26 protein-coding genes are annotated in these 26,830 nt (G+C 44.3%); 23 read left to right on the forward strand and 3 right to left on the reverse strand.

The genetic code is table 11. The annotated features are described in order from the left end of the window. The 21 genes from Q7J27_05010 to Q7J27_05110 all read left to right on the forward strand — a co-directional run. On the forward strand, positions 1 to 558 hold a 558-nt coding region (locus tag Q7J27_05010), incomplete at its 5' end, for an alpha/beta hydrolase (protein MDO9528505.1). 140 nt (positions 559 to 698) lie between these two features. Continuing rightward, complete coding sequence (locus tag Q7J27_05015; GenBank protein ID MDO9528506.1) at positions 699 to 947, forward strand: AbrB/MazE/SpoVT family DNA-binding domain-containing protein; 249 nt, start codon at positions 699 to 701, stop codon at positions 945 to 947. Then, complete coding sequence (locus Q7J27_05020; protein MDO9528507.1) at positions 944 to 1,342, forward strand: type II toxin-antitoxin system VapC family toxin; 399 nt, start codon at positions 944 to 946, stop codon at positions 1,340 to 1,342. Before Q7J27_05015 ends, Q7J27_05020 begins: the two co-directional genes overlap by 4 nt. Positions 1,343 to 1,685: 343 nt before the next feature. Continuing rightward, complete coding sequence (locus Q7J27_05025; GenBank protein ID MDO9528508.1) at positions 1,686 to 2,312, forward strand: site-2 protease family protein; 627 nt, start codon at positions 1,686 to 1,688, stop codon at positions 2,310 to 2,312. A gap of 147 nt (positions 2,313 to 2,459) precedes the next feature. Beyond that, positions 2,460 to 2,786 carry a hypothetical protein gene (locus Q7J27_05030; GenBank protein MDO9528509.1) on the forward strand — a complete coding sequence of 109 codons (327 nt, stop codon included), beginning with the start codon at positions 2,460 to 2,462 and terminating at the stop codon, positions 2,784 to 2,786. A gap of 287 nt (positions 2,787 to 3,073) precedes the next feature. Further along, positions 3,074 to 3,520, forward strand: coding sequence for a division/cell wall cluster transcriptional repressor MraZ (mraZ, locus tag Q7J27_05035; GenBank protein MDO9528510.1), 447 nt, complete (start codon positions 3,074 to 3,076; stop codon positions 3,518 to 3,520). Between the two features lie 5 nt (positions 3,521 to 3,525). Beyond that, complete coding sequence (gene rsmH / locus Q7J27_05040; GenBank protein MDO9528511.1) at positions 3,526 to 4,464, forward strand: 16S rRNA (cytosine(1402)-N(4))-methyltransferase RsmH; 939 nt, start codon at positions 3,526 to 3,528, stop codon at positions 4,462 to 4,464. A 2-nt stretch (positions 4,465 to 4,466) separates the two neighbouring features. Further along, positions 4,467 to 4,763 (forward strand): cell division protein FtsL, encoded by a 297-nt coding sequence (gene ftsL, locus Q7J27_05045; protein ID MDO9528512.1) that lies wholly within the window; start codon positions 4,467 to 4,469, stop codon positions 4,761 to 4,763. Continuing rightward, positions 4,760 to 6,766, forward strand: a complete 2,007-nt coding sequence (locus Q7J27_05050; GenBank protein MDO9528513.1) for a penicillin-binding transpeptidase domain-containing protein — start codon at positions 4,760 to 4,762, stop codon at positions 6,764 to 6,766. The genes ftsL and Q7J27_05050 overlap by 4 nt, the downstream gene beginning before the upstream one ends. A 98-nt stretch (positions 6,767 to 6,864) precedes the next feature. Next, on the forward strand, positions 6,865 to 8,385 hold the full coding sequence (locus Q7J27_05055; GenBank protein ID MDO9528514.1) for a UDP-N-acetylmuramoyl-L-alanyl-D-glutamate--2,6-diaminopimelate ligase: 1,521 nt from the start codon (positions 6,865 to 6,867) through the stop codon (positions 8,383 to 8,385). A gap of 85 nt (positions 8,386 to 8,470) precedes the next feature. Next, positions 8,471 to 9,883, forward strand: coding sequence for a UDP-N-acetylmuramoyl-tripeptide--D-alanyl-D-alanine ligase (murF, locus tag Q7J27_05060; GenBank protein ID MDO9528515.1), 1,413 nt, complete (start codon positions 8,471 to 8,473; stop codon positions 9,881 to 9,883). A gap of 140 nt (positions 9,884 to 10,023) precedes the next feature. Continuing rightward, positions 10,024 to 11,103: a phospho-N-acetylmuramoyl-pentapeptide-transferase gene (mraY, locus tag Q7J27_05065; protein ID MDO9528516.1), complete on the forward strand. Its 1,080-nt coding sequence runs from the start codon at positions 10,024 to 10,026 to the stop codon at positions 11,101 to 11,103. A gap of 151 nt (positions 11,104 to 11,254) precedes the next feature. Next, positions 11,255 to 12,586 (forward strand): UDP-N-acetylmuramoyl-L-alanine--D-glutamate ligase, encoded by a 1,332-nt coding sequence (gene murD / locus Q7J27_05070; GenBank protein MDO9528517.1) that lies wholly within the window; start codon positions 11,255 to 11,257, stop codon positions 12,584 to 12,586. 1 nt (position 12,587) lies between these two features. Next, entirely contained in the window at positions 12,588 to 13,712 is a 1,125-nt protein-coding gene (gene ftsW, locus Q7J27_05075) for a putative lipid II flippase FtsW (GenBank protein ID MDO9528518.1), read from the forward strand. Positions 13,713 to 13,748: 36 nt separating this feature from the next. Next, on the forward strand, positions 13,749 to 14,849 hold the full coding sequence (murG, locus tag Q7J27_05080; protein MDO9528519.1) for an undecaprenyldiphospho-muramoylpentapeptide beta-N-acetylglucosaminyltransferase: 1,101 nt from the start codon (positions 13,749 to 13,751) through the stop codon (positions 14,847 to 14,849). A 361-nt stretch (positions 14,850 to 15,210) separates the two neighbouring features. After that, entirely contained in the window at positions 15,211 to 16,605 is a 1,395-nt protein-coding gene (murC, locus tag Q7J27_05085; GenBank protein MDO9528520.1) for a UDP-N-acetylmuramate--L-alanine ligase, read from the forward strand. After that, complete coding sequence (gene murB, locus Q7J27_05090) at positions 16,602 to 17,516, forward strand: UDP-N-acetylmuramate dehydrogenase (GenBank protein ID MDO9528521.1); 915 nt, start codon at positions 16,602 to 16,604, stop codon at positions 17,514 to 17,516. The genes murC and murB overlap by 4 nt, the downstream gene beginning before the upstream one ends. Further along, on the forward strand, positions 17,516 to 18,325 hold the full coding sequence (locus Q7J27_05095) for an FtsQ-type POTRA domain-containing protein (GenBank protein MDO9528522.1): 810 nt from the start codon (positions 17,516 to 17,518) through the stop codon (positions 18,323 to 18,325). The genes murB and Q7J27_05095 overlap by 1 nt, the downstream gene beginning before the upstream one ends. Before the next feature lie 16 nt (positions 18,326 to 18,341). Then, positions 18,342 to 19,568 carry a cell division protein FtsA gene (gene ftsA / locus Q7J27_05100; GenBank protein MDO9528523.1) on the forward strand — a complete coding sequence of 409 codons (1,227 nt, stop codon included), beginning with the start codon at positions 18,342 to 18,344 and terminating at the stop codon, positions 19,566 to 19,568. A gap of 12 nt (positions 19,569 to 19,580) precedes the next feature. Beyond that, entirely contained in the window at positions 19,581 to 20,729 is a 1,149-nt protein-coding gene (ftsZ, locus tag Q7J27_05105) for a cell division protein FtsZ (GenBank protein MDO9528524.1), read from the forward strand. Positions 20,730 to 20,828: 99 nt separating this feature from the next. Further along, on the forward strand, positions 20,829 to 22,529 hold the full coding sequence (locus tag Q7J27_05110; GenBank protein MDO9528525.1) for a TIGR03960 family B12-binding radical SAM protein: 1,701 nt from the start codon (positions 20,829 to 20,831) through the stop codon (positions 22,527 to 22,529). 33 nt (positions 22,530 to 22,562) lie between these two features. On the opposite strand, the gene Q7J27_05115 is transcribed toward Q7J27_05110, so the two are convergent. The 3 genes from Q7J27_05115 to Q7J27_05125 all read right to left on the reverse strand — a co-directional run bounded on the left by Q7J27_05115 (position 22,563) and on the right by Q7J27_05125 (position 25,382). Next, a complete protein-coding gene (locus Q7J27_05115) occupies positions 22,563 to 24,140 on the reverse strand; it encodes a class I adenylate-forming enzyme family protein (protein MDO9528526.1) in 1,578 nt (525 codons plus the stop codon). A 340-nt stretch (positions 24,141 to 24,480) separates the two neighbouring features. After that, positions 24,481 to 24,759, reverse strand: a complete 279-nt coding sequence (locus Q7J27_05120; GenBank protein MDO9528527.1) for a hypothetical protein — start codon at positions 24,757 to 24,759, stop codon at positions 24,481 to 24,483. After that, positions 24,705 to 25,382 (reverse strand): nucleotidyltransferase family protein, encoded by a 678-nt coding sequence (locus Q7J27_05125; GenBank protein ID MDO9528528.1) that lies wholly within the window; start codon positions 25,380 to 25,382, stop codon positions 24,705 to 24,707. Before Q7J27_05125 ends, Q7J27_05120 begins: the two co-directional genes overlap by 55 nt. 466 nt (positions 25,383 to 25,848) lie before the next feature. Between Q7J27_05125 and Q7J27_05130 the strand changes: the two genes are divergently transcribed. Beyond that, on the forward strand, positions 25,849 to 26,430 hold the full coding sequence (locus tag Q7J27_05130) for an ECF transporter S component (protein ID MDO9528529.1): 582 nt from the start codon (positions 25,849 to 25,851) through the stop codon (positions 26,428 to 26,430). Beyond that, the gene (locus Q7J27_05135) at positions 26,423 to 26,815 is read left to right on the forward strand and encodes a DUF1893 domain-containing protein (GenBank protein ID MDO9528530.1); all 393 of its coding nucleotides are present in this window, start codon (positions 26,423 to 26,425) and stop codon (positions 26,813 to 26,815) included. The genes Q7J27_05130 and Q7J27_05135 overlap by 8 nt, the downstream gene beginning before the upstream one ends. The last annotated feature ends 15 nt before the right edge of the window (positions 26,816 to 26,830 follow it).

The following is a 26,830-nucleotide window of genomic DNA, read 5'->3' on the forward strand; positions in this document are numbered from 1 at the left end:
GAGGCTGTTTTAAATTGTACTGAAGGTAAATTTGCACTTGCCGGTGCATCTATGGGAGGATGGGCATGTTTTAAAGTAGCTGCAGAGCACCCTGAAAGGGTTACAAAACTGGCTTTAATTGGAACATGGGCAAGACATTTGCCTGAAGTTGAAAAGGAACAATATAAGATTTTGGAACGTATAAAGAACGGTCATTTTGATGAGTTTAAACAAGAATATCTTGATTATGTTTCAACAAATCTGGATTATAGTAAAGATGAATTTGTCAGACTTGTAAAAGAAGGTATGGAATTTGTTGATGAACAAGTATTTATAAATCATTTGGAATCGTACTTAGATGATTTTAACAGTGAGAAATTTCTAAATAAAATCAAGTGTCCCACTTTAGTAGTAGCTGCTAAAAATGATCCTATATTTTCAGTTGAAGAACATGAACATATTACTAAATCAATTAAGGACGCTAAAATTGCTATAATTGATGATGCCGGACATCATATAATGTTTGAGCAACCTCAAGCTTTATCCACATTACTCAGATACTGGTTGATATATTTTTAGAACAGGTTTTGCTTCTTTAAGGGGGCAAGGGGGGCCGTCCCCGTGTCTACTGCGCCCGGCCCAAAAAAGAGGTTGACTACTAATCTGCCTTGTCTTACTATGAAGTAAGAACATGAAAAAAAGTAAGGAGAAAGGTTCCCATGGCATTGGCAACAATCACAAGCAAGGGACAGATAACGATTCCGAAATCAGTCCGGGATTCTCTGCATCTGCATGCAGGAGACAAGGTTGAATTTGTGATTACCGAAAGCAAGGAAGCACTTATCAGGCCGATCACCAAGAAGGTAGATGATGTATTCGGAAGGTTACACAAACCGGGGAGGAAACCCGTTTCTGTTGAGAAAATGGACGCGGGAATAAGGAAGAAGATGAAGGCGGCTTTCAAATGAGGGCTTTGGATACTAACGTTCTGGTTTGCTTCCTTACAAAGGATGACGAGCGGCAAGCCGAAATAATTTACAGGCTATTTAAACAGGCCGAGGCTGACAAGGAAATATTTTTCGTGCCCCTGCTTGTTGTCCTTGAAACCCTCTGGGTGCTGGAAGCTGTTTACAGGACTCCGAGACAAGCGATACTCGATTCCATTAATGAACTTGTATTAATGCCGATTTTAGAGTTTGAGGCCAAATCAGCAATTCTTGGCTTTGTCACTTCGGCACGGGAGTCAAAAATAGACCTTTCGGATCTTTTGATCGCCCACTCTGCAAAATTTTCGAACTGCGAATCTGTACTTACCTTTGACAAACGAGCGCCGAACTTCGAGCTTTTCGAGTTACTCCGATAGACGCCGTGACCGTGAAATTACAGGACAGCATACTCATTTCTCAAGAATTGATGCACTCGTAAAAAGTCAGTTTTTGTCACCCAAAATCATGTCCTGAACTTGTTTCAGGATCATTCAGGGTCTCTAACTTGCTGAAATGTTTAGATGCTGAAACAAGTTCAGCATGACAAATGACACATTTTGAGACTTTTTACGAGACTGTCAAGAATTAATTGATTTTAGCTTTTCCCCCTATAAATCAAAAATCCGGGCAGGTCATTTCTTATATTATTTGCTTTTATTTCAATATTCTTATACTGTGTGCCGTCGCAATAGTTGCAGACGAAATGGATGGTACAAATAGATGGGATTGCTCACTCTTCTAATCAAAAATCCGCTGGCCTTTTTTTTGATAGCCATACCGCTCTTATATTCAGTAATACTCCATGAACTGGCCCACGGCTGGGTTGCCTACAGGATGGGAGACCCCACTGCCAAGCTCATGGGGAGATTGAGCCTCAATCCGCTGAAGCATCTCGACCCGATGGGGACGTTCATGCTGTTTATCTTCGGCTTCGGATGGGCACGGCCAGTTCCCGTCAACCTTAACAATCTACATTCAAGCCGGGCAGGAATGATACTTGTTTCTTCGGCGGGAATTATTGTCAACATGATGCTCGCCTTTGCCGCTCTCTTCCTGCTCCGATCTCTGGCACTCCCCTCACACGGTATCGCCGCTACGATGCTCTACTACATGGCCCAGATCAATATCATACTGGCAGCGTTCAACCTGATCCCGATCCCGCCCCTTGACGGCTCTAAAATTCTTATGGGCTTTCTCCCCAAACGTCTTGAATATCAACTCTCACGGCTTGAGCCCTACGGTTTTCTCATCATCATCACCCTGCTCTTCTTCGGTGTCCTCAACCCTGTCATCGATCTGTTCCGCTGGATCATAATGTCTATCATAGGTGTCATGCTTTTTAAATAATTCCGGACAGGGAACGAATATGATGGATTTTCGACGCAATCCCTGATAAACATACCCGCTGTATTCATCTTCCGGCAGGGAGAAAAACGCTCTGAACAGTTTACAACCTGCGGGAAAAACACGTCAAACGGAGAGGAAGGAAAAAATATGGGATCAAAGCAGAAACAGACGCAAACGGAACAGAAGGCCAATTTCGAACGGAAGCTGGAAGCCCGCCTCTCTTTCCTGTCTGAAAAGGGAATCGAATCTCCAGGGATCAAAAAAGATCCTGTCGTTAAAAAACTGCGGGCACATATCAAGGCGGTAAATGCCAGACTGAAGACAATCGCCTCCCACGAAAAGAGAACGGAAGAACTGGCAAAGATGAAGGCGGAAAAGGCGGCCGCCCCCCCGAAAGATCGAGAAGGCGATAAAGGCAAGAAGTTAAAGGAAACCCCCCAAGAGGGCAAGGGCAAGGGGAAAAAGAAGGAATAATCCGTGACAAGCGGCGCAAGGGGGGCAGCTGCTCATTTCCATTCAGCTCCCCCGCTGAAACCAAACATCAACACCCCAATATCCTGCAGTAAAATTAACTCTTATCAAACAAAGATTTTGTATCCAACAACAATGGTTCAAACCATTTCTCATCCAACCTCGCCTCCCCCAAAAGAGCAGTTTTAAGCCATCAGATTAAAAAGAAAAAACGGTAAATTTTTCCTTGACAAACCATATATCCGTCCTTATAGTGGAGGAAAGTGGATGATTGTGGGGGAACTATATAGATGTCCGTGTTCAGGGGAAGATATTATCACACCATAGACAGCAAGGGAAGAATAATCTTTCCTACCAAGCTTCGTGAAGTCTTCGCTGAGAAATATGATAACAGGCTGGTGATCACGAACTGGGACGGTTATCTGATGGCTTTCCCCTATGACGAGTGGAGGATATTAGAAGAGAAAGTCAGCCACCAGTCGATACTGAAAAAAGAAGTGAGAGCGTTTCAGCGTTTTTTCATGTCCGGTGCAGTTGATTGTACCTTTGATAGTCAGGGAAGAGTTCTCATCCCACCGACACTTCGGGAATTTGCAAAACTTGAAAAAGATGTTGTTCTTGCGGGAATGATTAGAGTTATCGAGATATGGAGCAAAGAACACTGGGGAGATGAGATAAATAAAGCTTCCACCCATATAGACGGCTTTAGCGAATATATGGCCAACTTGGGCATATAAACAGTATGGATTACTCCTTTCACAAACCGGTAATGTTAAAGGAGGCAATTGATTCTCTTGATTGTAAACCGGGGGGTATCTACCTGGACGGGACAATAGGAGGCGGGGGGCACGCCTATCATATACTTGCGAAAACAGCCCCTGATGGAATCCTTATCGGAATTGACGCAGATGATGATGCTCTCGCAACATCCGAACGTATACTTGAACTATTCGCTAAGAGAAAGATCCTTGTTAATGGCAATTTTGCAGATATCGTAAAAATATTAGACGGCCTGAATATAAAAAAAGTTGATGGGATACTGCTTGATCTTGGTGTTTCTTCGCACCAGCTTGAAACGGCAGAACGTGGTTTTAGCTTCTCTTTAGACGCGCCACTGGACATGCGGATGGATCGGAGACAGGAACTCAGCGCCTATGATCTTATAAATACACTTTCAGACAAAGAGTTAGGAAGGATAATAAAAAAATATGGCGAAGAAATAATGGCCGGGAGGGTTGTCAGGGCTATTTCGAAAAAAAGGAAAATAGCCCCGATAAAAACGACCAAAGAGCTCGCCGCGATTATAGTTGAAGCACTACCCCCCCAGTTGAAAAGGAAAAGAACGCACCCCGCAACTAAAACCTTCCAGGCCTTAAGAATAGCTGTCAATGATGAGCTCTCAAATCTTTACAGGGCCATAAATGACGGCATCGACGTACTGAAAAAAGGAGGCAGGTTTTCCATAATTTCGTTTCATTCTCTTGAGGACAGAATTGTTAAGAACTTATTTCGCTCCTGGGAAAAGGGATGTATCTGTCCCCCTGATTTCCCAGTTTGTGCCTGTAAGCGAAAACCGAAGCTGAAGGTGCTGACCAGAAAACCGATTATGCCAAGCAATGCGGAGATAGATGCCAATCCGAGAGCCAGAAGCGCCAGACTGAGAACAACTATGAGGGTTTAAAAATGTCTGCAAAGCATAGCAAAAAAGAGCGTTTGGAAATTAAATTTTCCACCGTGATTATTGTCAGCCTCGTTCTTATGGCAACTGCTCTCATCTATGTCTGGTCGCATCTACATTCTACAAAGCTGAATTATCTTATAGCAGAGGAAATAAGCATCAGGGACAACCTTATCGAAGAAAACAAAAGGCTGAAAATTGAATACGCCACCCTGAGATCGCCCCAGCGCATCGAGGCGATCGCCAGAGACAAATTAGGCATGCATTATCCTGAAAGGGAACAGGTTATTTTTATAAAATGAAGGGAAGATCAAAAAAGTGGCTGCGGTTCAGGACAACAACTCTGCTTGTGTTTTTCCTGGTGTTGTTTATCGCCCTGATATCAAGGGCGTATCAGCTGCAGGTTCTTTCAGGAAAGACTCTCAAGGCACAAGCGGATAAGCAGCATACGAGCACCCTGCAGTTTCAGCCTGAAAGGGGTCTAATACTTGACCGGAATGGCGAGAAACTTGCTGCAAGCATAATGGTAGATTCAGTCTGCGCGAATCCATCGAAAATAGATAATCCCGAGGAGGTTTCTTCAAAACTTTCGTCCGTTCTCGGTATAAAGAGAAGAACCCTTCTGAAAAAGCTTTCAAAATCAAGAAATTTTTGCTGGGTAGCAAGAAAGATTTCTCCCTCTCAGGCAGGCAATGTAAATGCCCTGGATATCGACGGAATTTTTTTAATAAAGGAACCTAAACGATTTTATCCTAACAGGGAACTGGCAGGTCAACTTCTCGGGTTCGCGGGTTTAGATTCAACAGGGCTTGAGGGATTGGAACTAAAATATGACAGTCACTTAAAGGGAATCCCAGAAAAAATCTTTCTGGGGAAAGATGCAAAGGGGAAAAAAATCTATTCAGGGGAGAACCCAACTGCCGGGAAGAAAAGTAAAAACTGCAACCTGATCCTCACAATAGATAGCAGAATTCAATATCTGGTCGAATCACAACTGGATGACGCTGTCAAAAAAACGGGAGCAAAGGGAGGGGTTGCCATTGTCATGAACCCAAAAACAGGTGAAATACTCGCAATGGCAAATATGCCCGGTTTCAATCCCAACACCTTCTTCAGATATTCTCCCGAATCATGGAGAAATAAAGTAATCACTGATTGCTTTGATCCCGGTTCAACATTTAAACCATTTCTGTTGGCAGCTTCGCTGGAGGAAGGCGTAATCGATGAGAACAACAGGTTTTACTGTGAGAATGGCTCTTATGCAGTGGGAGATAGAATAATACGCGACTTAAAAAAATATGAGGACCTGTCCTTTCGGGAAATTATCAAATATTCAAGCAATATCGGCGCTGTCAAAATTTCAGAGATACTGGGCAAAAAGAAATTCTATCAATACATCCAGGAATTTGGGTTCGGCTCAAAAACAGGAATAGACCTCCCCGGTGAATCTCCCGGAATCCTGAGAAAACCTGAAGACTGGACAAAGGTTGACATGGCAACCATATCTTTCGGTCAGGGTGTTTCGGTGACGGCAATACAGCTGATTTCCGCCTTCTCTGCCATAGCAAACCATGGTGTTTTGATGAAACCATATGTCGTCCGCGGACTGATTGACCAGAACAACCGGGTAGTCAAGGAATTTACACCTACAGTTATCAGGAAGGTAATCTCTCCGGCTACCGCTGAAAAGCTCACATCTGTTCTTATAGATGTCGTGGAAGGTGAAGACGGTACCGGAAGGGGCGCTCAAATTGCCAACGTTGCCATAGCAGGAAAGTCAGGAACATCTCAAAAATTTGATTTTGCTGAAGGCGTCTATTCTCGCGACAAGGTCAGCGCCTCTTTTATGGGATTTTTCCCGGCCGAGGACCCGTGCGCAGTTATTCTTGTGGTGCTGGATGAACCTGCAACCCATAGATGGGGCGGGGTGGCAGCAGCTCCCGTCTTCAAGAATATTGCTGAGAGTATGTTGTATTGGGTAGGACCCTCATCTCTGACAACCTGTGCAACAGAGACCGGCAGGCATGATTTAGGTCCCACAAATCTGCCGACATCCACCTCTGATGTCAACACTTCGGACATGGCGGATTACGGTGTTAAATATGTAAACCTGACCTCATCGGATGAATCGACCATGCCGGACTTTAGGGGCATGTCCATAAGGAATGCATTAAAGCTGTCACAGGAAAGGGGAATAGGTTTGAAGATCGTGGGAAGCGGATGGGCGGTAAAACAGAACCCATTGCCCGGAGTCCCCGCAGAAAGCAATGAGTCTTGTACCGTTTCCTTTAGTACCGGATATTAATGACATAGTTCAGAGTTCCGGGTTCAAGGTTCAAAGTTAGTTTCAAGTTCTGAATCTTTTAACCCTGAACGTTGAACCCAGAACTATCTTAAGAGGAATTGATTTTGCAACTGTCTCATTTAATAATAGGACTCGACATCCTTAAGATATCAGGTGATGTCTCAGGTGATGTCTCCTCCATCTGCTATGATTCGGGAAGGTGTGAGGAGGGGTCTCTATTTATTGCTGTCTCCGGCCATAAATCTGACGGCCACGATTATATCTCTGAGGCGGTAAATGGAGGAGCAAGATACATCGTACATGAAAAGGATATCGGCACAAAACCGCAGATAACTTACATAAAAGTTGCGGACAGCCGGCAGGCTCTTGGCGTACTGGGAAAAATTTTCTTTCAGAACCCTTCTTCCAAACTTTGCTTAATAGGCATCACGGGAACAAACGGAAAAACTACGGTAAGCTACCTCTTGGAATCAATTCTCAATTCTGCAGGACTCAAGGTTGGAGTAATTGGAACTGTAAATTATAGATTCACTGGAAAGGTATTCCCCGCCCCAATTACAACACCAGAATCTCTTGACCTGCAGAAAATGCTCAGAGAAATGGCAGATTCCGGGATAACCCATGTAATTTTAGAAGTATCTTCTCATTCGCTCGACCTGAAAAGGGTGAATAGCTGCGAGTTTAATCTGGGGATATTTACAAATCTTTCCCGGGATCATCTCGATTATCACCACACCATGGAAAGATACTTCCTGGCTAAGAAGATATTTTTCGAGGAAATACTTAATGTCGGTAAAAAGATGATCATAAACAGTGATGACATCTGGGGGCAGAAGCTCCTTAAGGAAATCGACAAGAAGGCCAAGACCTTCGGTATCAAAAGCGAATCTGATGTTTCGGCTGAAAATTTTACTATTTCACCAGACGGTATAAAAGGGGAGATAAAAACGCCTCGCGGCAATTTTACAATAAATTCTTCAATGATCGGAAAGTTCAATCTGTACAATATCCTGGCTGCAACAACAGCAGCCCTGTCACTCCGGATTCCGGAAGAGCACATTCAGGCCGGCATAGAAAATCTAAAGAACATACCCGGACGTCTGGAAAAGGTGAGCAAACAGGGACAACCCGCGGTTTTTGTAGACTATGCCCATACGGAAGATGCCCTAAGAAGGGTACTCAAGAACTTCTCCGAACTTAATAAGGGGAAGATTATTACCGTCTTCGGGTGCGGTGGTGACAGGGATCGCGGAAAAAGGCCTCTGATGGGAAATGCCGCCACAACACTGAGCGATATTACCATCGTCACTTCCGATAATCCGAGAACCGAAGACCCGCTTATGATCATAAAAGAAATAGAAAAAGGGATTATCGGGGTAACAGGCACCACCGTGAAAAAGTATTCTCCGGAAGAGCTGAATAAAAATTTTAACAACAGAGGATACACAATTGTACCCGATCGGAAAGCTGCAATTGAGCTTGCAATCGCCATAGCAAATGTTTCCGACATAGTTCTCATCGCTGGCAAGGGGCACGAGAATTACCAGATTATAGGAAACCGGAGGACTCCCTTCGACGACAGAATAGTAAGCGCGGAGGCACTTAAAAAAAGTGCCTAAAGTTTAAAGTGAACTAAAGTTAAAATGATCTTGAACTTTGAACTTTGAACTTTGAACTTTGAACTTTGAACTTTGAACTCTAAATATGAACTGTGTGCTAACCGTAGACGAAATTATTGAGGCAACAGGCGGGAGGATAATAAAAAGAAGCTCCGGCGGGACATTCAAGGGACTGTCCACAGATTCAAGGCACATCTCAAAGGGCGCACTCTTTCTGCCTGTTATAGGAGAAAGGTTTGATGGGCACGATTTTATCGCGGCCGCTATTAAGGACGGGGCTCTGGGATCACTGGTTCAAAGTGGTCTGGAAGAAAAAATCAAAGATGTCTCCGGGGACGTTACTCTGATCTCTGTTAACGATACTTTGAAGGCCCTGGGGGATATTGCTCACTTCTGGCGGAAAAAATTTGAGCTTCCCGTTATAGCCGTAACAGGAAGCTCCGGGAAAACAACAACAAAGGAAATGATTGCGGGGGTCATCGGACTAACGAAAAAGGCATTAAAAAGCCGGGGAAACTTCAATAACCTCGTTGGTCTTCCACTGACACTCCTTGAGATCAATGCAAACCATGAAGCGGCAATCGTAGAGATGGGAACAAACAGCAGTGGAGAAATCGGGAGACTCACAAGAATTGCCATGCCGGACGTGGGACTAATTACCAATATCGGGCCGGCTCACCTCGAAGGGCTTAAATCCATGGATGTGGTGAGAGAAGAAAAGTGGGATCTGTTCAATAATATGGGAAACAGAGGGATTGCCATTATCAATAATGATGATGATTCACTGCGTGAACTGGCCGGCCGGTGGAAAGGAAATGCTGTTACCTTCGGAATTGAAAATTATGCCGATGTCCGTGCGGAACGTATCTCTATAAAAGGGAGAACCGGGACAAAATTTACCCTGATTATAGACGGAATCTCTCGCGAACTAACAATGTCAACCACAGGAGAACACAACATCTACAATGCCCTTGCCGCCGCCGCGTCTTCCTGTGCCGTGGGTATCGAACACGATTTGATATGTGAGGGCTTACAGTCATTCAAGCCTATCTCCGGACGAATGGAGATATTGAATTTGAAAAACGGGGCATTTTTAATTGACGATACATACAATGCCAATCCGGCATCGGTCAGCGTTGCCCTGAAGACACTGAAAGATTTAAAGGGAAAACAGAAAAGTACGGTCATCTTGGGAGATATGCTTGAGCTGGGCGTATGGGCGGAGGAAATGCACGAAGATATCGGAAGCCTTATGGCAGATACTGGTGTTGACACAATCTTCCTCAGAGGAAAGTTCTCCCGCGCGGTCACAGAAGGGGCAACCAGGAAAGGCATTAAAAGCAACCAGATATATTTCCCCGAAACTACCAAGGAGATAGCGACACATCTCCGACAGCATTTAAAAAAGGGGGACTGGGTGCTGGTGAAGGGATCAAGGAAGCTGAAAATGGAAGAAATTGTCCAGGAATTAACCAGCGTGTTTGGGCTGGAAGAATGAAAATATCAAAATAGAAAAACTACAAAATAAAACGAGGGGGTGACGATATTCCCAAAAAGTCGGCTGGCTTTTTCATCTACGTTATTCACCCATTTTACTTTTTAATTTCTAATTTTGCATTTTGATATTGGGAGTCGAAAGTGCTGTACCATTTATTATATCCACTACATAAAACATTCTTTCATTTTAATGTATTCCGGTACATTACCTTCAGGACAATCTATGCAACGATAACCGCCCTGATTATCTGTTTCGTCTTGGGGCCATGGTTAATACGGAAACTTAAAACATTGCAAATCGGTCAGCCGATAAGGGGAAACGGCCCCGGTTCTCACCTGTCGAAGGAAGGAACCCCGACAATGGGGGGTATTCTTATTATTTTTGCTGTAGTTGTATCGACTCTTCTCTGGGCTAATCTTACAACCGACTACGTATGGTTAGTGCTCATGGTAACGGTCGGGTTCGGCCTGATAGGCTTTATCGACGACCTGTGGAAACATATCAGCAAAAGCAGCGGCGGTGTGCCCGGTCATGTAAGATTATTAGCAGAAACAGTTATAGCCCTGTTTATCAGCGTTATTCTGTATATGAAACCGGGATTCAACTCATCTATAACCATACCCTTTTTCAAGACATTGCTTCCCGATTTGGGATGGGGTTATGTGATTTTTTCAACGTTTATAATTGTGGGGGCCGCAAATGCGGTAAATCTTACAGACGGGCTTGATGGACTTGCAACAGGCCCGGTTCTAATATGTTTTGCAACCTATCTTCTGTTTGCATACTTCGCAGGTAACGTAAAAATATCAGGATACCTGCAGATACCTCATGTGTCGGGAGTAGGGGAACTCTCCATCTTTTGCGGGGCCATGACGGGTGCATGTCTCGGTTTTCTCTGGTTCAACACCTACCCTGCCCAGATTTTTATGGGTGATGTGGGATCTCTTTCTCTTGGTGGCGCTCTTGGAACCATGGCTATAGTAACAAAACAGGAGATGCTCCTTGCCATTGTAGGCGGGATATTTGTGTTGGAAACTATTTCAGTCATATTCCAGGTCGGCTGGTTCAAGATGTCGGACGGTAAACGCATCTTCAGGATGGCTCCGATCCACCACCATTTTGAGCTGAATGGATGGGCGGAACCGAAAGTCATCGTACGATTCTGGATTATCTCAATAATCCTGGCTCTCATCGCCATAAGTACTCTGAAGCTGAGGTAAGGGAAGTGATTAATGGAAATATCAAAATGCAAATATCAAAATAAAATAAGAAGGTGTTGATATTCCAGAAAGGTTGGTGGGCTTTTCAGCCCCTATTGTTCATTCATTTTACTTTTTAATTTTCAATTTTGATATTTGATATTAAGGGCTTATGGATCTGAATGGGAAAAGGGTACTGGTTGTCGGCTTGGGAAAGACAGGTGTTGCAACTGTCAGGTTCCTGACAGAAAAAGGTGCTGTGGTTTTTGCAAGTGATGAAAAGCCGGCATCAGAACTTGTGGATGCAACCTCTGCACTCGGGGATTTGAATGTGAACATGCAGCTCGGCGAACACAGGCTCGACGTCATGTCTCAAACAGATATGGTTGTACCGTCACCCGGTGTCCCGCCATTTAACGTAATGCTCTTAGAAGCGGCAAAGAGGGGAATCCCCGTTTTAAGCGAGATAGAACTCGCCTGGAGATTTCTGAAAAGACCGATGATAGCTATTACCGGGACCAACGGAAAGACAACGACAACTACATTATTAGGAGAAATGCTCAAAAAGGCGGGGAAAGAGGTGTTTGTCGGAGGTAATATCGGAAATCCCTTAATAGACTATGTAAACGGAAAACAGGAAGACGATTATGTGGTTGTTGAGGTTAGCAGTTTTCAGCTGCAGTGGGTTGAACTTTTTAAACCTCTTATATCCATACTTCTGAACACAACCTACGACCATCTGGATTATCATGGAACTTTTGAAGAATATTGCTCAATTAAAGAAAGGATTTTTAAGAATCAAAATGGTGGTGACCTCGCCATACTCAACGCGGATGATCCCCTGTCACCATCACTTTTAAAAAGAATCCGGGCAGAGATTACGTGTTTCAGCTCTTCCGGAAAGCTGACGGAAGGTATTTTCCTCAATGGCAAGGTTTTGAGATTTGGCGATGAAAATTATCCGCTCGAGATGATGAGACTTCCAGGTGTTCATAACATAGAAAATGTTATGGCCGCTCTGGTTGCGGCAAGAAGATGCGGATGCCACCCATCTAATATCATTTCGGCAGTAGAGGATTTCAAAGGAATACCGCACCGGATAGAATCTGTAGGTCAGAAAGGTGGAGTGGAGTTTTATGACGATTCCAAAGCAACTAATGTGGGTGCAGTTGTCAGAGCGTTGGAAACCTTTTCCAACCCGATTATTCTCCTTCTGGGAGGGAGAAATAAGGGCGGAGATTTTAGCGTATTAGCCGGACCAATCAGGGAAAAGGTTAAGCAGCTTGTCCTGTTTGGTGAGGCAGGAGAAGAGATAAACTCCATTATCGGCGGAACAGTTCCAACCAGGCGCGTACTCTCCTTTAAGGATGCAGTTCGCTTTGCCTGTAATTGCTCCTCTTCCGGCGATATCGTTCTGCTCTCCCCGGGATGTGCAAGTTTTGACGAATTTGCAAACTACAAGGAACGCGGAAGATATTTTAAAACACTTGTAAGGAACTTCTGATATGGACAAAGAGAATCCTGCCCGCTCATGCCTGACTATGGCAGGCGGGCCTGACATCATTCTCCTGCTTGTTACCCTGATCCTCGTCACTTTCGGTACTGTGATGATATACAGCTCAAGCTCAGCCATCGCCGAAGCAAGGTTCGGAGATGGATACTTCTTCATAAAGAAACAGCTTCTGTTTGTCGTCGTGGGACTTGGAGTCATGATCATACTGTCCAGGATACCTTACTACTATTTAAGAAAAGTGGCTTATTTCAGTATTTTATTTTCTGTTGTGCTCCTTTCTCTGCTTTTGATCAGGGGACTGGGAACCAGAGTGGGCGGCGCCACAAGGTGGCTTGACCTTGGAGTGTGTTCATTTCAGGTAACGGAACTTGTCAAGGTCTCCTTTGTTCTCTTCCTGGCTCATTTCCTGACCAAGAAAGAGGAACACATAAAGGAGTTTTACAGGGGCTTTTTGCCGCCCCTGATAATAACGACCATTATTATCGCCCTCATATTACTGCAGCCCGATTTTGGCACGGCGACAATCATGGCGATGATATTAATATTTACACTCTATCTGTCCGGAAGCAGGATTTTACACCTGGCCGGCTTAGCGGCTCTTCTTATTCCGGCGGGCTTTATACTGATTACGCAGAAGGGCTACCGCTTAGAAAGATTCCTGAGCTTTCTTGACCCCTGGAAAGATCCTACAAATTCAGGCTTTCAGATAATTCAGTCTTTTCTCTCCTTCGGATCCGGTGGAATACTCGGTGTTGGGCTCGGTAACAGCATGCAAAAACTCTTTTATCTTCCCGAACCGCATACGGATTTTATCCTTTCGGTCATCGGTGAGGAAAATGGTTTTATAGGGATTACGATTGTTGTTCTTTTGTTCGCCATTTTCGTACTACGGGGATTTATGATTTCATATAAGGCTCCTGAGTTATTTGGAACACTCCTGGCCTCCGGCCTGACGATATTCATCGCCCTGGGAGCATTTATAAATATGGCTGCAGTTATGGGATTAATTCCGACCAAAGGGTTGGTGCTTCCTTTTCTTAGCTATGGGGGAACATCATTAATTATGAGTCTGGCAACGGTGGGGGTGCTTCTGAACATATCATCCCACCGGGAATGAAGGGCAATGGGTGAAAAGTTCAAAGTTTATTTGTAAATGGACATTGATGTGAAGATAATAATAGCAGGTGGAGGAACCGGCGGACATCTCTTTCCGGGAGTGGCTGTTGCAGAGGAATTCCTGAAAAGGGACAAAAAAAACAGAATCCTTTTCATCGGAACCGGAAAAGGATTAGAAGCAAGGATCTTACCGAACATGGGTTTTCAACTGCGAACCATTAATGTAGCGGGCGTTAAGGGAAAAGGCATTGCAAAATCAATCAGTGCCTCATTAAAGATTCCCTGGAGTATGTTTCAGTCGCTTATGATTGTCCGTGAATTCTCCCCGGATATAGTTGTTGGCGTAGGGGGGTATGCATCCGGGCCGACAGTTATCACAGCTCATTTTATGGGTATCAAGACCGCAATCGCCGAACAGAACGCCATACCCGGGGTAACAAACAGAATACTCGGCAGGTTTGTCAACAGGATATTCCTTGCCTTTCCCGAAACGAAGAGCTTTTTTCCCGAAGAGAAGGCTGTGGTTACAGGAAATCCTGTCCGGGAAGGATTCCTGGAAGAGAAAAAGATTTCAGAAAAGACAGACGGCACATTTACGCTATTTATATTTGGTGGAAGTCAGGGCGCTCATACTATAAACAAGGCCGTCGTTGATTCTCTTAAATATCTGAAAGTAATAAAGGACAGATTAAAAATTATACACCAGACGGGCGAAAGTGACTTTAAATGGGTCGTAGATGTTTATACGGATTACGGGATTGATGCCCAAGTCTTTCCATTTATAGGTGATATGGCGCAGGCTTTTGGAGCGGCGGATTTATTGGTGTGCAGAGCGGGGGCAACATCAATAGCTGAAATAACAGCAAGCGGGAAAGCCGCCATCTTTGTGCCATTTCCCTTTGCAGCAGGCGATCATCAGACAGAAAACGCAAGGGTTTTAACAGATGCGGGGGCTGCCGAGATGATCCAGGAAAGAGAACTCAGCGGCAAACTCTTCGCGGAAGTTATTCTGCGACTTTACCGCAATCCTGAAGCGGTAAGCAAAATGGAGGAAAAATCCTCCGGATTTGGAAACATAAGTGCCGCAACAGACATTGTCGATGAATGTCTGGCACTGTGTAGGGGGCATAATGCATAGCATTATGTAGGAAAAGGAATTCGTAATATTTTACGGAAGTAAGAGGAAACCTTTGAAAAATTTTCAAAGCTCTCAAGAGGTCAATTAATGGTGGCAGGCTGTTGTTCAAACAAAAATTCTTTCGGGCTGTCTTGAAAACGTTTTTTGCGAATAAATCTTGGCTACGCGTAAGACAAGCGATTTCTGCTATTTAAGCCCTTAGGGTGGGACTTCAAATCGCTAAGAGTGAGCTTTAGATTTATCAAAAAACCTCCCTGGCAAAGCAAAAAGGATTTTGAGCAACAGCCTGTTAAACCCCGGAAGTCCGGCATAGACAGGAATGAACTTATAAGTTATTTGCTGTCAGATAATAGGGAGTTTTATGTACAGAAAGGTAAAAAACATACACTTCGTCGGTATAGGCGGTATCGGCATGAGCGGTATAGCAGAGGTGCTGCTAAATACGGGCTATACCATCAGCGGATCTGATCTTAATGAAACGGAGCTTACAAAACGTCTGGCCTCACTGGGTACCAAAATTTCCTACGGCCATCGTGCATCCAATCTTGAAGATGCTGATGTTGTTGTCACATCGACCGCCATTGAAAAAGATAATCCTGAGGTGCTCGCCGCACATCAGAGACATATTCCTGTTATCCCGCGTGCGGAGATGCTTGCAGAGCTCCTAAAGATGAAGTTCTCCATAGCGGTATCAGGGTCTCACGGGAAAACAACAACGACTTCCATGATCGCTATGATACTTACCCATGGCGGTCTCGATCCCACCATGGTGATAGGTGGAAAGCTGGCAAGTATAGGAAGCAATGCGAAGCTTGGTGACGGAGAATATATCGTGGCTGAGGCAGATGAAAGTGATGGCTCTTTCCTCAGATTGAGTCCGTCTATCTCAGTAATTACAAATATTGATCGTGAACATCTTGATTACTACCGGGACATCGAAGAAATCAAGGAGGCCTTTTTGCAGTTCGCCAATATTGTTCCCTTCTACGGCTCTACGATACTCTGTCTCGATGACGACAATGTCATCGACATACTTCCCGAGGTAAAAAGAAGGGTCATTACGTACGGTCTTTCAGACCAATCGGACTACCAAGCAAGGGATATATCCTTTGAAGGATCATCATCAAGCTTCTCCTTATACTACAGGGGTGATTTTCTTGGAGATATTTCCCTGAGTGTCCCGGGACTTTTCAATGTCTATAATTCTATGGCAGCGATTGCCGTTGCCCGTGAACTCGACATGGATTTCCCGAAAATCAGAGAGGGTATTAAGTCTTACGTCGGTGTTCAGAGGAGATTAGAAATCAAGGGCCAGGTGAGCGGTATAACCGTTATTGATGACTACGGCCACCATCCGACCGAAATCAGGGCAACCCTGGCAGCCGCAAAACAGGCGTGGGATAAGCGGATTATTGTCGTTTTTCAACCTCACCGATACACCCGCACCAGAGCGCTATTTGATGATTTCCTGACAGCTTTTCCCGATGCGGATGTCCTGATCCTGACCGATATATATGCCGCCAGTGAAAAGAAGATAAATGGAGTTCATGCATCGGGTCTGTGTAAGGGTATCAAGAATCACGGGCAAAAAGACGTAATCCATATATCAGGTTTTGACAGGATTGTTGACCATCTGCTGGCAATAGCCGAACCCACGGATGTGATCATCACGCTGGGAGCAGGTGACGTCTGGAAGGTTGGTGAGGAATTTTTGAGGAAGGCCTTTGTAGAATTTAAGGCCGAGGAAACCGAATGATCAGCGAGAAGGCATTTCAAGAAAAATTAGAGAGTATCGTCTCCGGCAAGGTTTTCTTCAGTGAACCGATGGACCGACACACTTCTATCGGGGTTGGCGGAATGGCCGATGCACTGATATTCCCCGCCGGCATTGAGGAACTCGGACAGCTTATTTCTTATCTTAGAGATTGTGATGTTCCCTTTATCCCGGTGGGCAACTGCACAAATCTTATAGTTCGGGACGGCGGGTACAGGGGTGTCCTGGTTTCCTTAAAAAAACTTACCACTATCGATTATCAGCCATCATCCACCTCAATCTACGCGGAAGCCGGAGTGCCTCTTTCCGAAATCGTGAATCTGTCCATAAAAGAATCTCTTGCCGGCATAGAATTTTGTGCCGGCATCCCCGGATCGGTAGGCGGCGGTGTAAAAATGAATGCCGGAGCCTGCGGCAGTGAACTGAAAGACGTTGTTAAAACGGTATCACTGATGAACGGTGGAGGGAAAATAAAGGCTGCGGGAAGAAATGAACTTGAATTTGAATACAGGAACCTCAATCTTCCGAAAAGAACGGTTATCCTAGGTGCAAAGTTTTTATTAACAAAGGGGGCAGAAGAAGAAATTCAGGAAAGAGTTTCGAAAATTATCAGCATGAGAAAGAAAAAGCACCCTCTTGAACTTCGCAGCGCCGGTTCAATCTTCAAGAATCCGCCGGATATCCCCGCCGGCAAAATCATAGACGATCTTGGGCTCAAGGGTAAAAAGGCCGGTGGTGCAAAGATATCTGAAATGCATGGAAATTTTATTGTAAATTCAGGGGGAGCAAAAGCAAGGGATGTCATTTCCCTGATAGAAATGACACAGAAAAGGGTTTGGGAAGAAAGAGGTATTCATCTCGAAACTGAAGTGAAGGTAATAGGCGTCGACTGATGAAGAAATCGATTAAAACAAAAATTGCAACGAAAAAAAACAGGTTAAAGAGACGCTCGGTGAAGATTTTTTACGAAATTTTTAAGGTGTTAGCGCTGATTGTAACCGTCATCGCTTCAGCTTCATTCATGATACTTGCATACAATTATATGATCAGCGCACCTTATTTTCAAATTGAAAAAACGACTATCAAAGGATGTGAAAGGATCACGGAAAAGGAAGTTTTAACTCTTGCCGGCATAAAACCATTTCAAAATATCCTGGCAATCAATCCGGGTGAGATAGCACGAAGGATCAATTCAAATCCCTGGGTAAAAGATGTCTCAATAGAAAGGGGACTCCCAAACAGACTGGTTATAGAAATCAGAGAAAGGGAAATATCTGCCCTGGTCAAGGAAAACAAAGACATCTATTTTATGGATAGCAGCGGGGTCATATTCAAAAAACTAAAGGACGGCGAGAAGGCAGATCTCCCCGTTCTTACCGGATTTCATAAGAATCCGGCTCTCTTAAAAAAATCGACCGAGCTCATCGCCTTTCTGTCATCGAACAGCGGTTCCACTGAGATAAGGAATGTATCGGAAATTCATGGAGATGAAATTTTCGGGTTCTCCATTTTTACCAACAGCGGTCTGTGTATACAGCTCGGCTTTGAGAACTACGAAAAAAAACTGAAAAGGTTAAAATCTGTCATAACCGACCTTAGAAGAAAGAATTTGAATAAGGAATGTATATGTATCGATGTGAGCAATCCGAGCAGGGTTGTTGTTAAAAGGAAAAATACTCTAAAAGAAGGTTATAAGACATAGAAAAGGTAGAAAGACAATGGGAAAAAACGGAAATATAATTGTCGGGCTGGACATAGGAACCACCAAGGTCTGTGCCATTGTCGGTGCAGTGACGGATAACGGTATCGACATTATCGGGATAGGTTCTCACCCTTCTGAAGGATTGAGAAAAGGGGTTGTGGTCAATATTGAAAGCACCGTAAATTCCATAAAAGGGGCTGTGGAGGAGGCTGAACTTATGTCCGGCCACGAGATTTCCTCCGTCTTTACAGGAATTGCAGGAGGACATATCAGTGGTCTCAACAGTCATGGTATCGTGGCAGTAAAGAGTCGTGAGATCGACGAGAACGATGTGAAGAGATCAATTGAAGCAGCAAAAGCTATCGCTATTCCTCTGGACAGAGAAGTCCTTCATGTATTGCCACAGCACTACATTGTAGATAACCAGGATGGTGTAAAGACTCCCGTAGGAATGTCCGGTGTCCGGCTCGAGGCAAAAGTTCATATCATCACAGGTGCTGTCACATCTGTGCAAAATATCATCAAATCTGTAAACCGTGTCGGACTCGACGTAAATGATATCATCCTGGAACAGTTAGCATCGAGTGAGGCGGTTCTCAGCTCCGATGAAAAGGAACTGGGAGTAGCTATAGTAGACATAGGTGGAGGCACAACTGATATAGCCGTATTTTCTGAAGGAAGCATTAAACACACTGCCGTCCTGTCCCTTGGCGGAAATTATCTAACAGGAGATATTGCTGTCGGTCTCAGGACTCCGACCATTGAGGCGGAAAAGATAAAGATAAACTATGGGTGTGCTTACACGCCTTTGATTCCGAAGGATGAATTTATAGAAGTTCCCAGTGTGGGTGGAAGGGAACCGAGGAAAGTTTCTCGTCAGATACTTGGGGAAATTATCGAGCCACGCATGGAGGAGATACTCAACCTGGTCCACAGAGAAATAGTCAAATCCGGCTACGATGATCTCCTGGCTGCCGGTGTCGTTTTAACAGGAGGAACGGCTATTCTGGAAGGAATAACGGAGTTAGCCGAACAGATATTCAACATGCCGGTGAGAAGAGGATATCCGATAGGTATAGGCGGACTTACAGACATAGTCAACAGTCCTATGTATGCAACCGGTGTGGGGCTAATAATTTATGGAAGCAAGGATTATTACAGAAACGTTTTTAAAAGGAGTGATGGAAATATATTTAACAGAGCAAATAAAAGGATGAAAAGATGGTTCACAGAATTCTTTTAGGAGGAAAGACCAATGTTTGAATTGATAGAATCTACAGTAAATTCTGCAAAGATCAAAGTTGTCGGGATTGGTGGGGGCGGAGGCAACGCCGTGAACACTATGATATCTTACGAACTTAAAGGTGTAGATTTCATAGCGGCAAATACCGATTCCCAGGCCTTGGGAGCATCTCTTGCACCCACTAAGATTCAGCTTGGTGCAGAAGTCACAAAAGGTCTCGGTGCCGGTTCAGATCCTGATGTCGGGAAAAGGGCTGCTGTAGAATCAACAGATGCCATAAGGAACTGCCTCAAAGGCGCAGACATGGTTTTCGTTACAGCCGGCCTGGGCGGCGGGACAGGAACGGGGGGCGCACCCATTGTAACAGAAATTGCAAAAGAATTAGGGGCATTAACCGTTGCCGTCGTTACAAAGCCTTTTCAGTTTGAAGGTAAGAAGAGGCAAAAACAGGCAGATGAAGGAATTTTGGAACTCCGAAGCACCGTCGATTCTCTCATAGTAATCCCCAATCAGAGACTCCTCAGTATAGGAGGAAGAACGATGCCGCTTCTGGATGCCTTCAAGAAGGCAGATGAAATACTGTTCCATGCTGTTAAGGGGATTTCCGACCTGATCATGGTACCGGGACTGATCAATCTTGATTTTGCCGACGTGAGGAACATCATGTCGGAGATGGGATTGGCCCTTATGGGTACCGGCATTGCAAGCGGAGAAAACAGGGCCGTAGAGGCGGCTCAAAAAGCGATATCTTCTCCTCTGCTGGAAGACAATACGATTCAAGGTGCACGCGGGGTGCTTCTCAATATAACGGGAGGATCAGACATGACTCTCGATGAGGTCAACGAGGCATCATCTTTGATCCATGCGGAGACCCATGAGGATGCTAATATTATCTTCGGAACCGTTGTTGACGACAGCATGGGAGACGAAATACGTATTACCGTTATAGCTACCGGATTTGAAAAGGCCGAGAAAAAGAGACAGGATATAACAGGTGCATCATATCTCGGCGGGTATAAAAGAGAGGACCTGTCTACACCTGCCTTTATCAGGAAGGAAAGAAGTGTAGATAATCCTAATGTAGTCAGGATGGGACTGATAGATGACAGTGCGGAAGGCGATTTTGAAATCCCGACATTCCTGAGAAAACAGGCAGACTGAAAAAAGGTGAAAGGTGAAAGGTGAAAGGTAAAGGATAGAGGATCAAGGATGGTTGAACCATCGCTGATCCCCGCCAACTGACCACCGACCACTGACGATATGTCCTGGAAGCTCAAAAAAAGATACAGAAATATTCTGTCTAAGGAGAAAGGTTATCAAAAAAATCTATGGGGCAATAGAACAACTGTTTGTCTTGCCTATCCTCATTATTATCGGACAGGAATGTCAAACCTCGGATTTCAAACTCTATATGCCCTTTTCAACAGTCACCCTTCATTCTTATGTGAAAGGGTCTTCCTTCCCGATCCCGACGATGAAGCCACATTCATCTCGAAATCGACTCCCCTTTTTAGTCTGGAGTCTCAGAAACCCCTTGCGGATTTTGATATCATTGCTTTTTCCATCTCCTTCGAAAACGATTATCCTAATATCTTAAAAATTCTTGCTATGTCGAGAATCGATCTTCTTGCCCATCAAAGGAGAAGAGAAGAACCTCTTATCATCGGGGGCGGTATTTCGGTTACCCTTAACCCTGAACCCCTGGCCGATTTTTTCGATCTTTTTATTTTAGGAGAAGGAGAAGAGGCGATACCCGAGTTTCTTGATATCTTTAAAGAATCCCACCATCTCGGCCTCTCCCGCCATGAGACGCTCTCCCGGGTGCAAAAAGAGGTCGAGGGTGCCTACGTTCCGAAATTTTATTCTGTTTCGTACAACAGAGATGGTCTCATAAAAGAATTTACTCCATCGGATCCCTCATTTCCTCAAAGAATCAGAAAACGGTCGGTCAGGAATATAAATACATTTAATACCGATCAAACCATTATCGCATCGGACACAGAATTCGGGGATATGTTCCTGTCAGAGGTGAGCAGGGGCTGTCAACGGGGATGCCGTTTCTGTGCCGCCGGTTTCGTATACAGACCTGCGAGATTCAGAGAACCGGAAATTCTCGAAGAGTCTATCACCAGGGGACTTAAACAGCAAAAAAAAATCGGCCTGCTCGGCACTGCGGTATCCGATCACCCCGATCTTATCTCGCTTTGCCAGTCAATACTGAAAAAGGACGGGAAACTATCGATAGGCTCTCTCAGACTGGATAGATTGAACAAAGAAATGGTTTCGTTACTCCGGAAAGCCGACGTGGAAATGGTATCCTTAGCTCCGGAGGCAGGCTCTCAGAGATTGAGAGACCTGATCAATAAGAAAATTACAGAATCTCACATCTTCGACAGTGTAGAATTGTTAATAGAAAACGGGATTTTGAACATAAGAATCTATTTTATGGTTGGTCTTCCCACTGAAATTCAGGAGGATATAGATGCAATTGTTGACCTGGCCAAGAAGATCAAATACCACGCAATTAAGCATACGGCAGGAAAAAAGAAATTCAGAATGATTACTCTCAGCATAAATCAATTTATCCCCAAACCGGCCACACCCTTTCAATGGCAGGGTCTTGAGGATACAAATCTCGTGAGAAGAAGGATAAGAAAGATCAGCTCCGCTTTAAGAAAAGAGTCATCTATAAAGGTAATCCACGATCTCCCAAAATGGAATTATATCCAGGCCTTTCTGTCTCTGGGCGACAGGTCGGCGGGACAGGTACTCCTTTCCGTTCATAAAAACAACGGCAATTGGCCCCGTGCCTTCAAAGAAGTCAATATCAACCCCGATTTCTACGTCTATCGACAGAAGGATATTGATGAAATCCTCCCTTGGGATTTTATCGACCACGGGGTCAGCAGAGAATTCCTGATAGGGGAATACCAGAAGGCCCTGTCGGAAAAATCCCCCTAAATCCCTCTGTTACCGAAAAATCTTGATTGGCTCTCAGAGTCCCCATCCACACTTATCATCTGGGCCAAGTTTTTCTGGCTCCTCAGTGCTAAAAAGCTTTTTTACCTCTTCTTTCAATACTTTCCCCATAGTATTCTTGGGCAACTCTTTCAGAAAAACAATCTCCTTGGGACATTTCCATTTATGAATATGTTCCCTGCAGAACCTCTGAATATCTTCAGCCTCAACCTTAGAGCCAGGCTTTGTAACAACGGCTGCAACAACCTTTTCTCCCCACTTTTCATCCGGGATACCTACCACAGAAGAATCAACCACATCCCCAAGTTGGTTTATAACCACTTCCACCTCTTTCGGGGATACATTTTCACCACCTGATATAATAATATGTTTGAGGCGATCAGTCAGATAATAGTATCCATCCTCATCGACTCTTCCCAGATCACCGGTTTTAAACCATCCTTTTTCAAATGAGCCGGCCGTCACTTCAGGCTTTCGCCAGTAACCCTCGGTAATGGAGGGACCTTTGAGCCAAAATTCGCCCGTTTCGCCGGGAGTTACATCCACAAACGTGTCAGGATCTACTATTCTCACCTCGAGATCCGGCAGGGGTACTCCGATAGAGCCGGGTTTTCTCATACCCCTGATCTGGTTTGAAAAATTCATCCCCGTCTCCGACATGCCCTCCCGCTCCACGGGTTCATTTCCAAACATCACTTTTATCTTCTCAAAATCCTTAACAGAGAGTGGCGCCGAACCGGATGTCCATAATCGCATATGCTCAAAGTTCAGTTTCTTTTCCCCCAGATAATTTATTATTTTACCATACATAGAGGGAACCGCCATAAACATGTTACAAACATATTCTCCGGCTCTTCTTGACAATACCTCCATTACTTTCTCCGGTGAAAATTTGTCAAGCATGATCACATGGGCGCCTGCCATTAAGGTAGTATGAAGGGCATAGTTAAGTCCATGGACGTGAAAAAGAGGAAGCGAGTGACAAAACACGTCAGCTTCCGTTATCTCCCATATCTTTACGATGTTTTTTGCGTCATGAACAAGATTCCCCTGGTTAAGAACAGCCCCTTTAGGCTTTCCTGTAGTTCCTGATGTGTAGATGATAAGACCCGGATCTTCCGGCCCGACATCTACCGGGGGAACACTATCCGAGGCGGAGCGAAAAAAATCGAGATCTTGGTATGGCCTTTCAGTTTGGACCACAATATTGGTGAGCCCCGGAGCTATTTCTTTTATGGTTGCTTCCTGTTCTGTTCCTGACAACACTAATTTTGCCTCCGCATTCTCAAGTAGATATGTGATTTCTGATTTTTTGAATTCAGGATTAAAGGGAACCGCAATAACTCCTATTTTTTGAAGTGCAAGATGCGCAACCACAAAGCCCACAGATTTTTGGAGGAAGAGAATTACCCTGTCTCCTTTTTCAACCCCCAAATCCAGGAAGGTATTTGCCATTCGATTGGCATCCCGATCCAAATTTTTATAGGAGATCTCTGTCTCTATTGTGCCTTCACGAAGGAAACTTATCGCTATCTTTTCCCCATGTACCAGGCAACTCTCCGTAAAACAGTCCTTTAGAGTTTGACCATACATATTTGCCTCCATCGGCATGATTCTAAAACGATATCTTAATTGAGAAATCTCCTACACCGCTAACTTAGTAGTGTGTTTCATAAATACTGATGATCTCGTAAAAAGTCTTTTTTTGTCACCCTGAATTTATTTCAGGGTCTCTAACTTACTGAAACAATTAGATGCTGAAACAAGTTCAGGACGACAAATGGTGCAGTTTATGACTTTTTACGAATACATCAATACTATTACATATAGATAATCCGCCCCCACCCTGCCCTCCCCCTTGAAGGGGGAGGGTTTGGGTGGGGGTTAAACCGAAAATACGTCACCGTAATTACGAGGTAGAGCACTTAAAGGGTTAGTAAATTTCACCGATAAGATCCTGCGTCACTTTTTTAGAGGCGGTGACGATACTGTCGACGACCTTTGTTCCCCTTTTTACAGTCACCTTTTCCCAGAGAATGGATCGCCTTATCTCCACCCCCTGTTCAAGACACGCTTCCTCACCAATGATTGCCCAATCCCTGAGTTTGACGGAACTGTGAATCTGAGAACCAGACGCCAGTAAAAAAGATTCCCCCTCTAAAGCTTCTTTATTGGCAAGAATATATTTTCGACCGTACCGATATCCCGCCACTTGTGTCCCGCCGATATGTAGGCCCTGACCGGTTTGTCTTTTTGCATCAAATCTCTATAGCAATCGATAATGTCCGAAAAGGCGCCCTCGGGGATATAATCCAAAAGTTTTGGATCGATAATATGAATGCCGGTGAAGGCAAGCCTGCCGGGATGGTTATTAACAGTAATATCCAGGATGTTCATACGGTTGTCAATCTGAATCTGATTAAACGGCAGTTGGTCATGAAGGATCAGCGTCGCCAGGTTTCCGTTGCGCCTGTGGTCATCATAAGCCTTTGATAAATTGATATTTGTGAGGATATCCGAATTTATTACGACAAACGGCTCCGTATCCCAGAAATCCGCTGTGTTTTTGATGCCGCCTCCCGTTCCCAGAATCTCCGGTTCAACCCGGACTTGAATGCGTGCCCCGAATGATCTGCCGTCACCCAGGTATCTTGCAATTTGCTGGTGGTGGTGATGTGCGTTCACCACCATTTCACTGACATGGAATCCCTTAAGATAGTTTATTACCCTGTCAATGACCGGTTTGTTCCCTATCGGGACAAGAACCTTCGGCTTGTCAGCGCTCAGTGATTTCATCCGTGTTCCAAGACCGGCTGCAAGAATCATTGCTTTCATGAAATGCCCTTTCTACTTTCGACCATCGACCACCGTATTACACATAATCAAAGATTTTTAGTAATAACATATTCGGAAAGCTTTATACAACCATCCGGGAACTGTTTAGAACTTTAAAAGTGTGATTCTGAGAACCAATCAAGATTTTTCGCACTAATAAATTCGTAAAAAATCAGTTTTCTTCGCTCAGAACCATTTTGTGGATGCTGTTATTGCCCGGCTAAAAATCTAAAACTCGTGCTTATGCACTCAAACAGTTAGATTTTCTTAACGCCGTTCACTACCAGCATCTTTTTCCCAAAATGCTTAAATTACTTGCGTGATTCTTCGAATTCGCTATGAAAAGACTTTTTACGAACTTGTCAAACAATGAGTGAAATTTCTTTTGCCCTTGACTCAGAACTATTTTTCTTCTATACTTCCTTACCAAACAGTAAGATAAAACAAGTATTTAGAGAAGATAAAAATGGGCAGAACACGCACTATTCATTTAGCACACAGAGAAGCAGCTTTCCCATGCGTGCTGAAATTTGCCAACTTTCGCCTTTATGCCTTTGTTACCTTATTTGTAGCAATGGACGTGGCGATACCATGGCTTTGCCACTGTATTCACCCTTTAGCCGGCCCTACATTTCTTCCCATGTTTTTCTTCATTTTGTTGGCCGGACTTTTATTTGGCTGGCGTGCGGGCATTATGGTCGGAATTCTCACACCGCTTGTAAGTTACGGTTTCTCAGGAATGCCCTTCCTGGAACGGCTTCCCACAATCGTCATCGAGGCTTCATTCTACGGACTGTCAGCGGGTCTTTTCCGTGAGCGGTTCAAACTGAACGTTTTTTGGTCACTCCTTGGAGCAATGGTTGTTGGGAGATTAGCTGCTGCATTAGCCTTATTAATAATGCATTGGTCAGGTGACTCAAATTCCCCTGTTTTAGTATGGCAGGCAATAAAGCAGGGGTGGCCCGGAATTGCAATACAGCTGGTCTTTCTACCCACAATCTCCATAGTTTTAGAGAAAATCTCTTCAACATCCGGACATCATGAATGATCTCTTTAAGTCATTTCTAAAAAGCGACGATACACTCTGGGTCTTAAAAGCTAACATCTCGATCTTTCAATCCAAAAAAAAGGGGATTGCATCACTTCTGGACTACATTGAACAGTTTAGCCCATGTACCGATGAAGTCACCGTTTTTGACCGTGTGGTCGGCAACGCGGCTGCGTTACTTCTGGAAAGAATACGCTGCAGAAAGATATATTCCCGGATTGGAAGCAGGTACGCTTTAGAAACATTGAACCAACATGGCATTCCCAGTTATTTCCTAAAAGTGGTGCCCTATATTTTTAATAGAAAAAGGGATGGAATGTGCCCGTTTGAACAATTGTCTATCGGGAAATCCCCCGACGAATTTTATAAATCGATTATCAGCTGAGATTTATGCAAAAAA

This window comes from Syntrophales bacterium, from assembly GCA_030655775.1.
Classification (GTDB): Bacteria; Desulfobacterota; Syntrophia; order Syntrophales; family JADFWA01; genus JAUSPI01.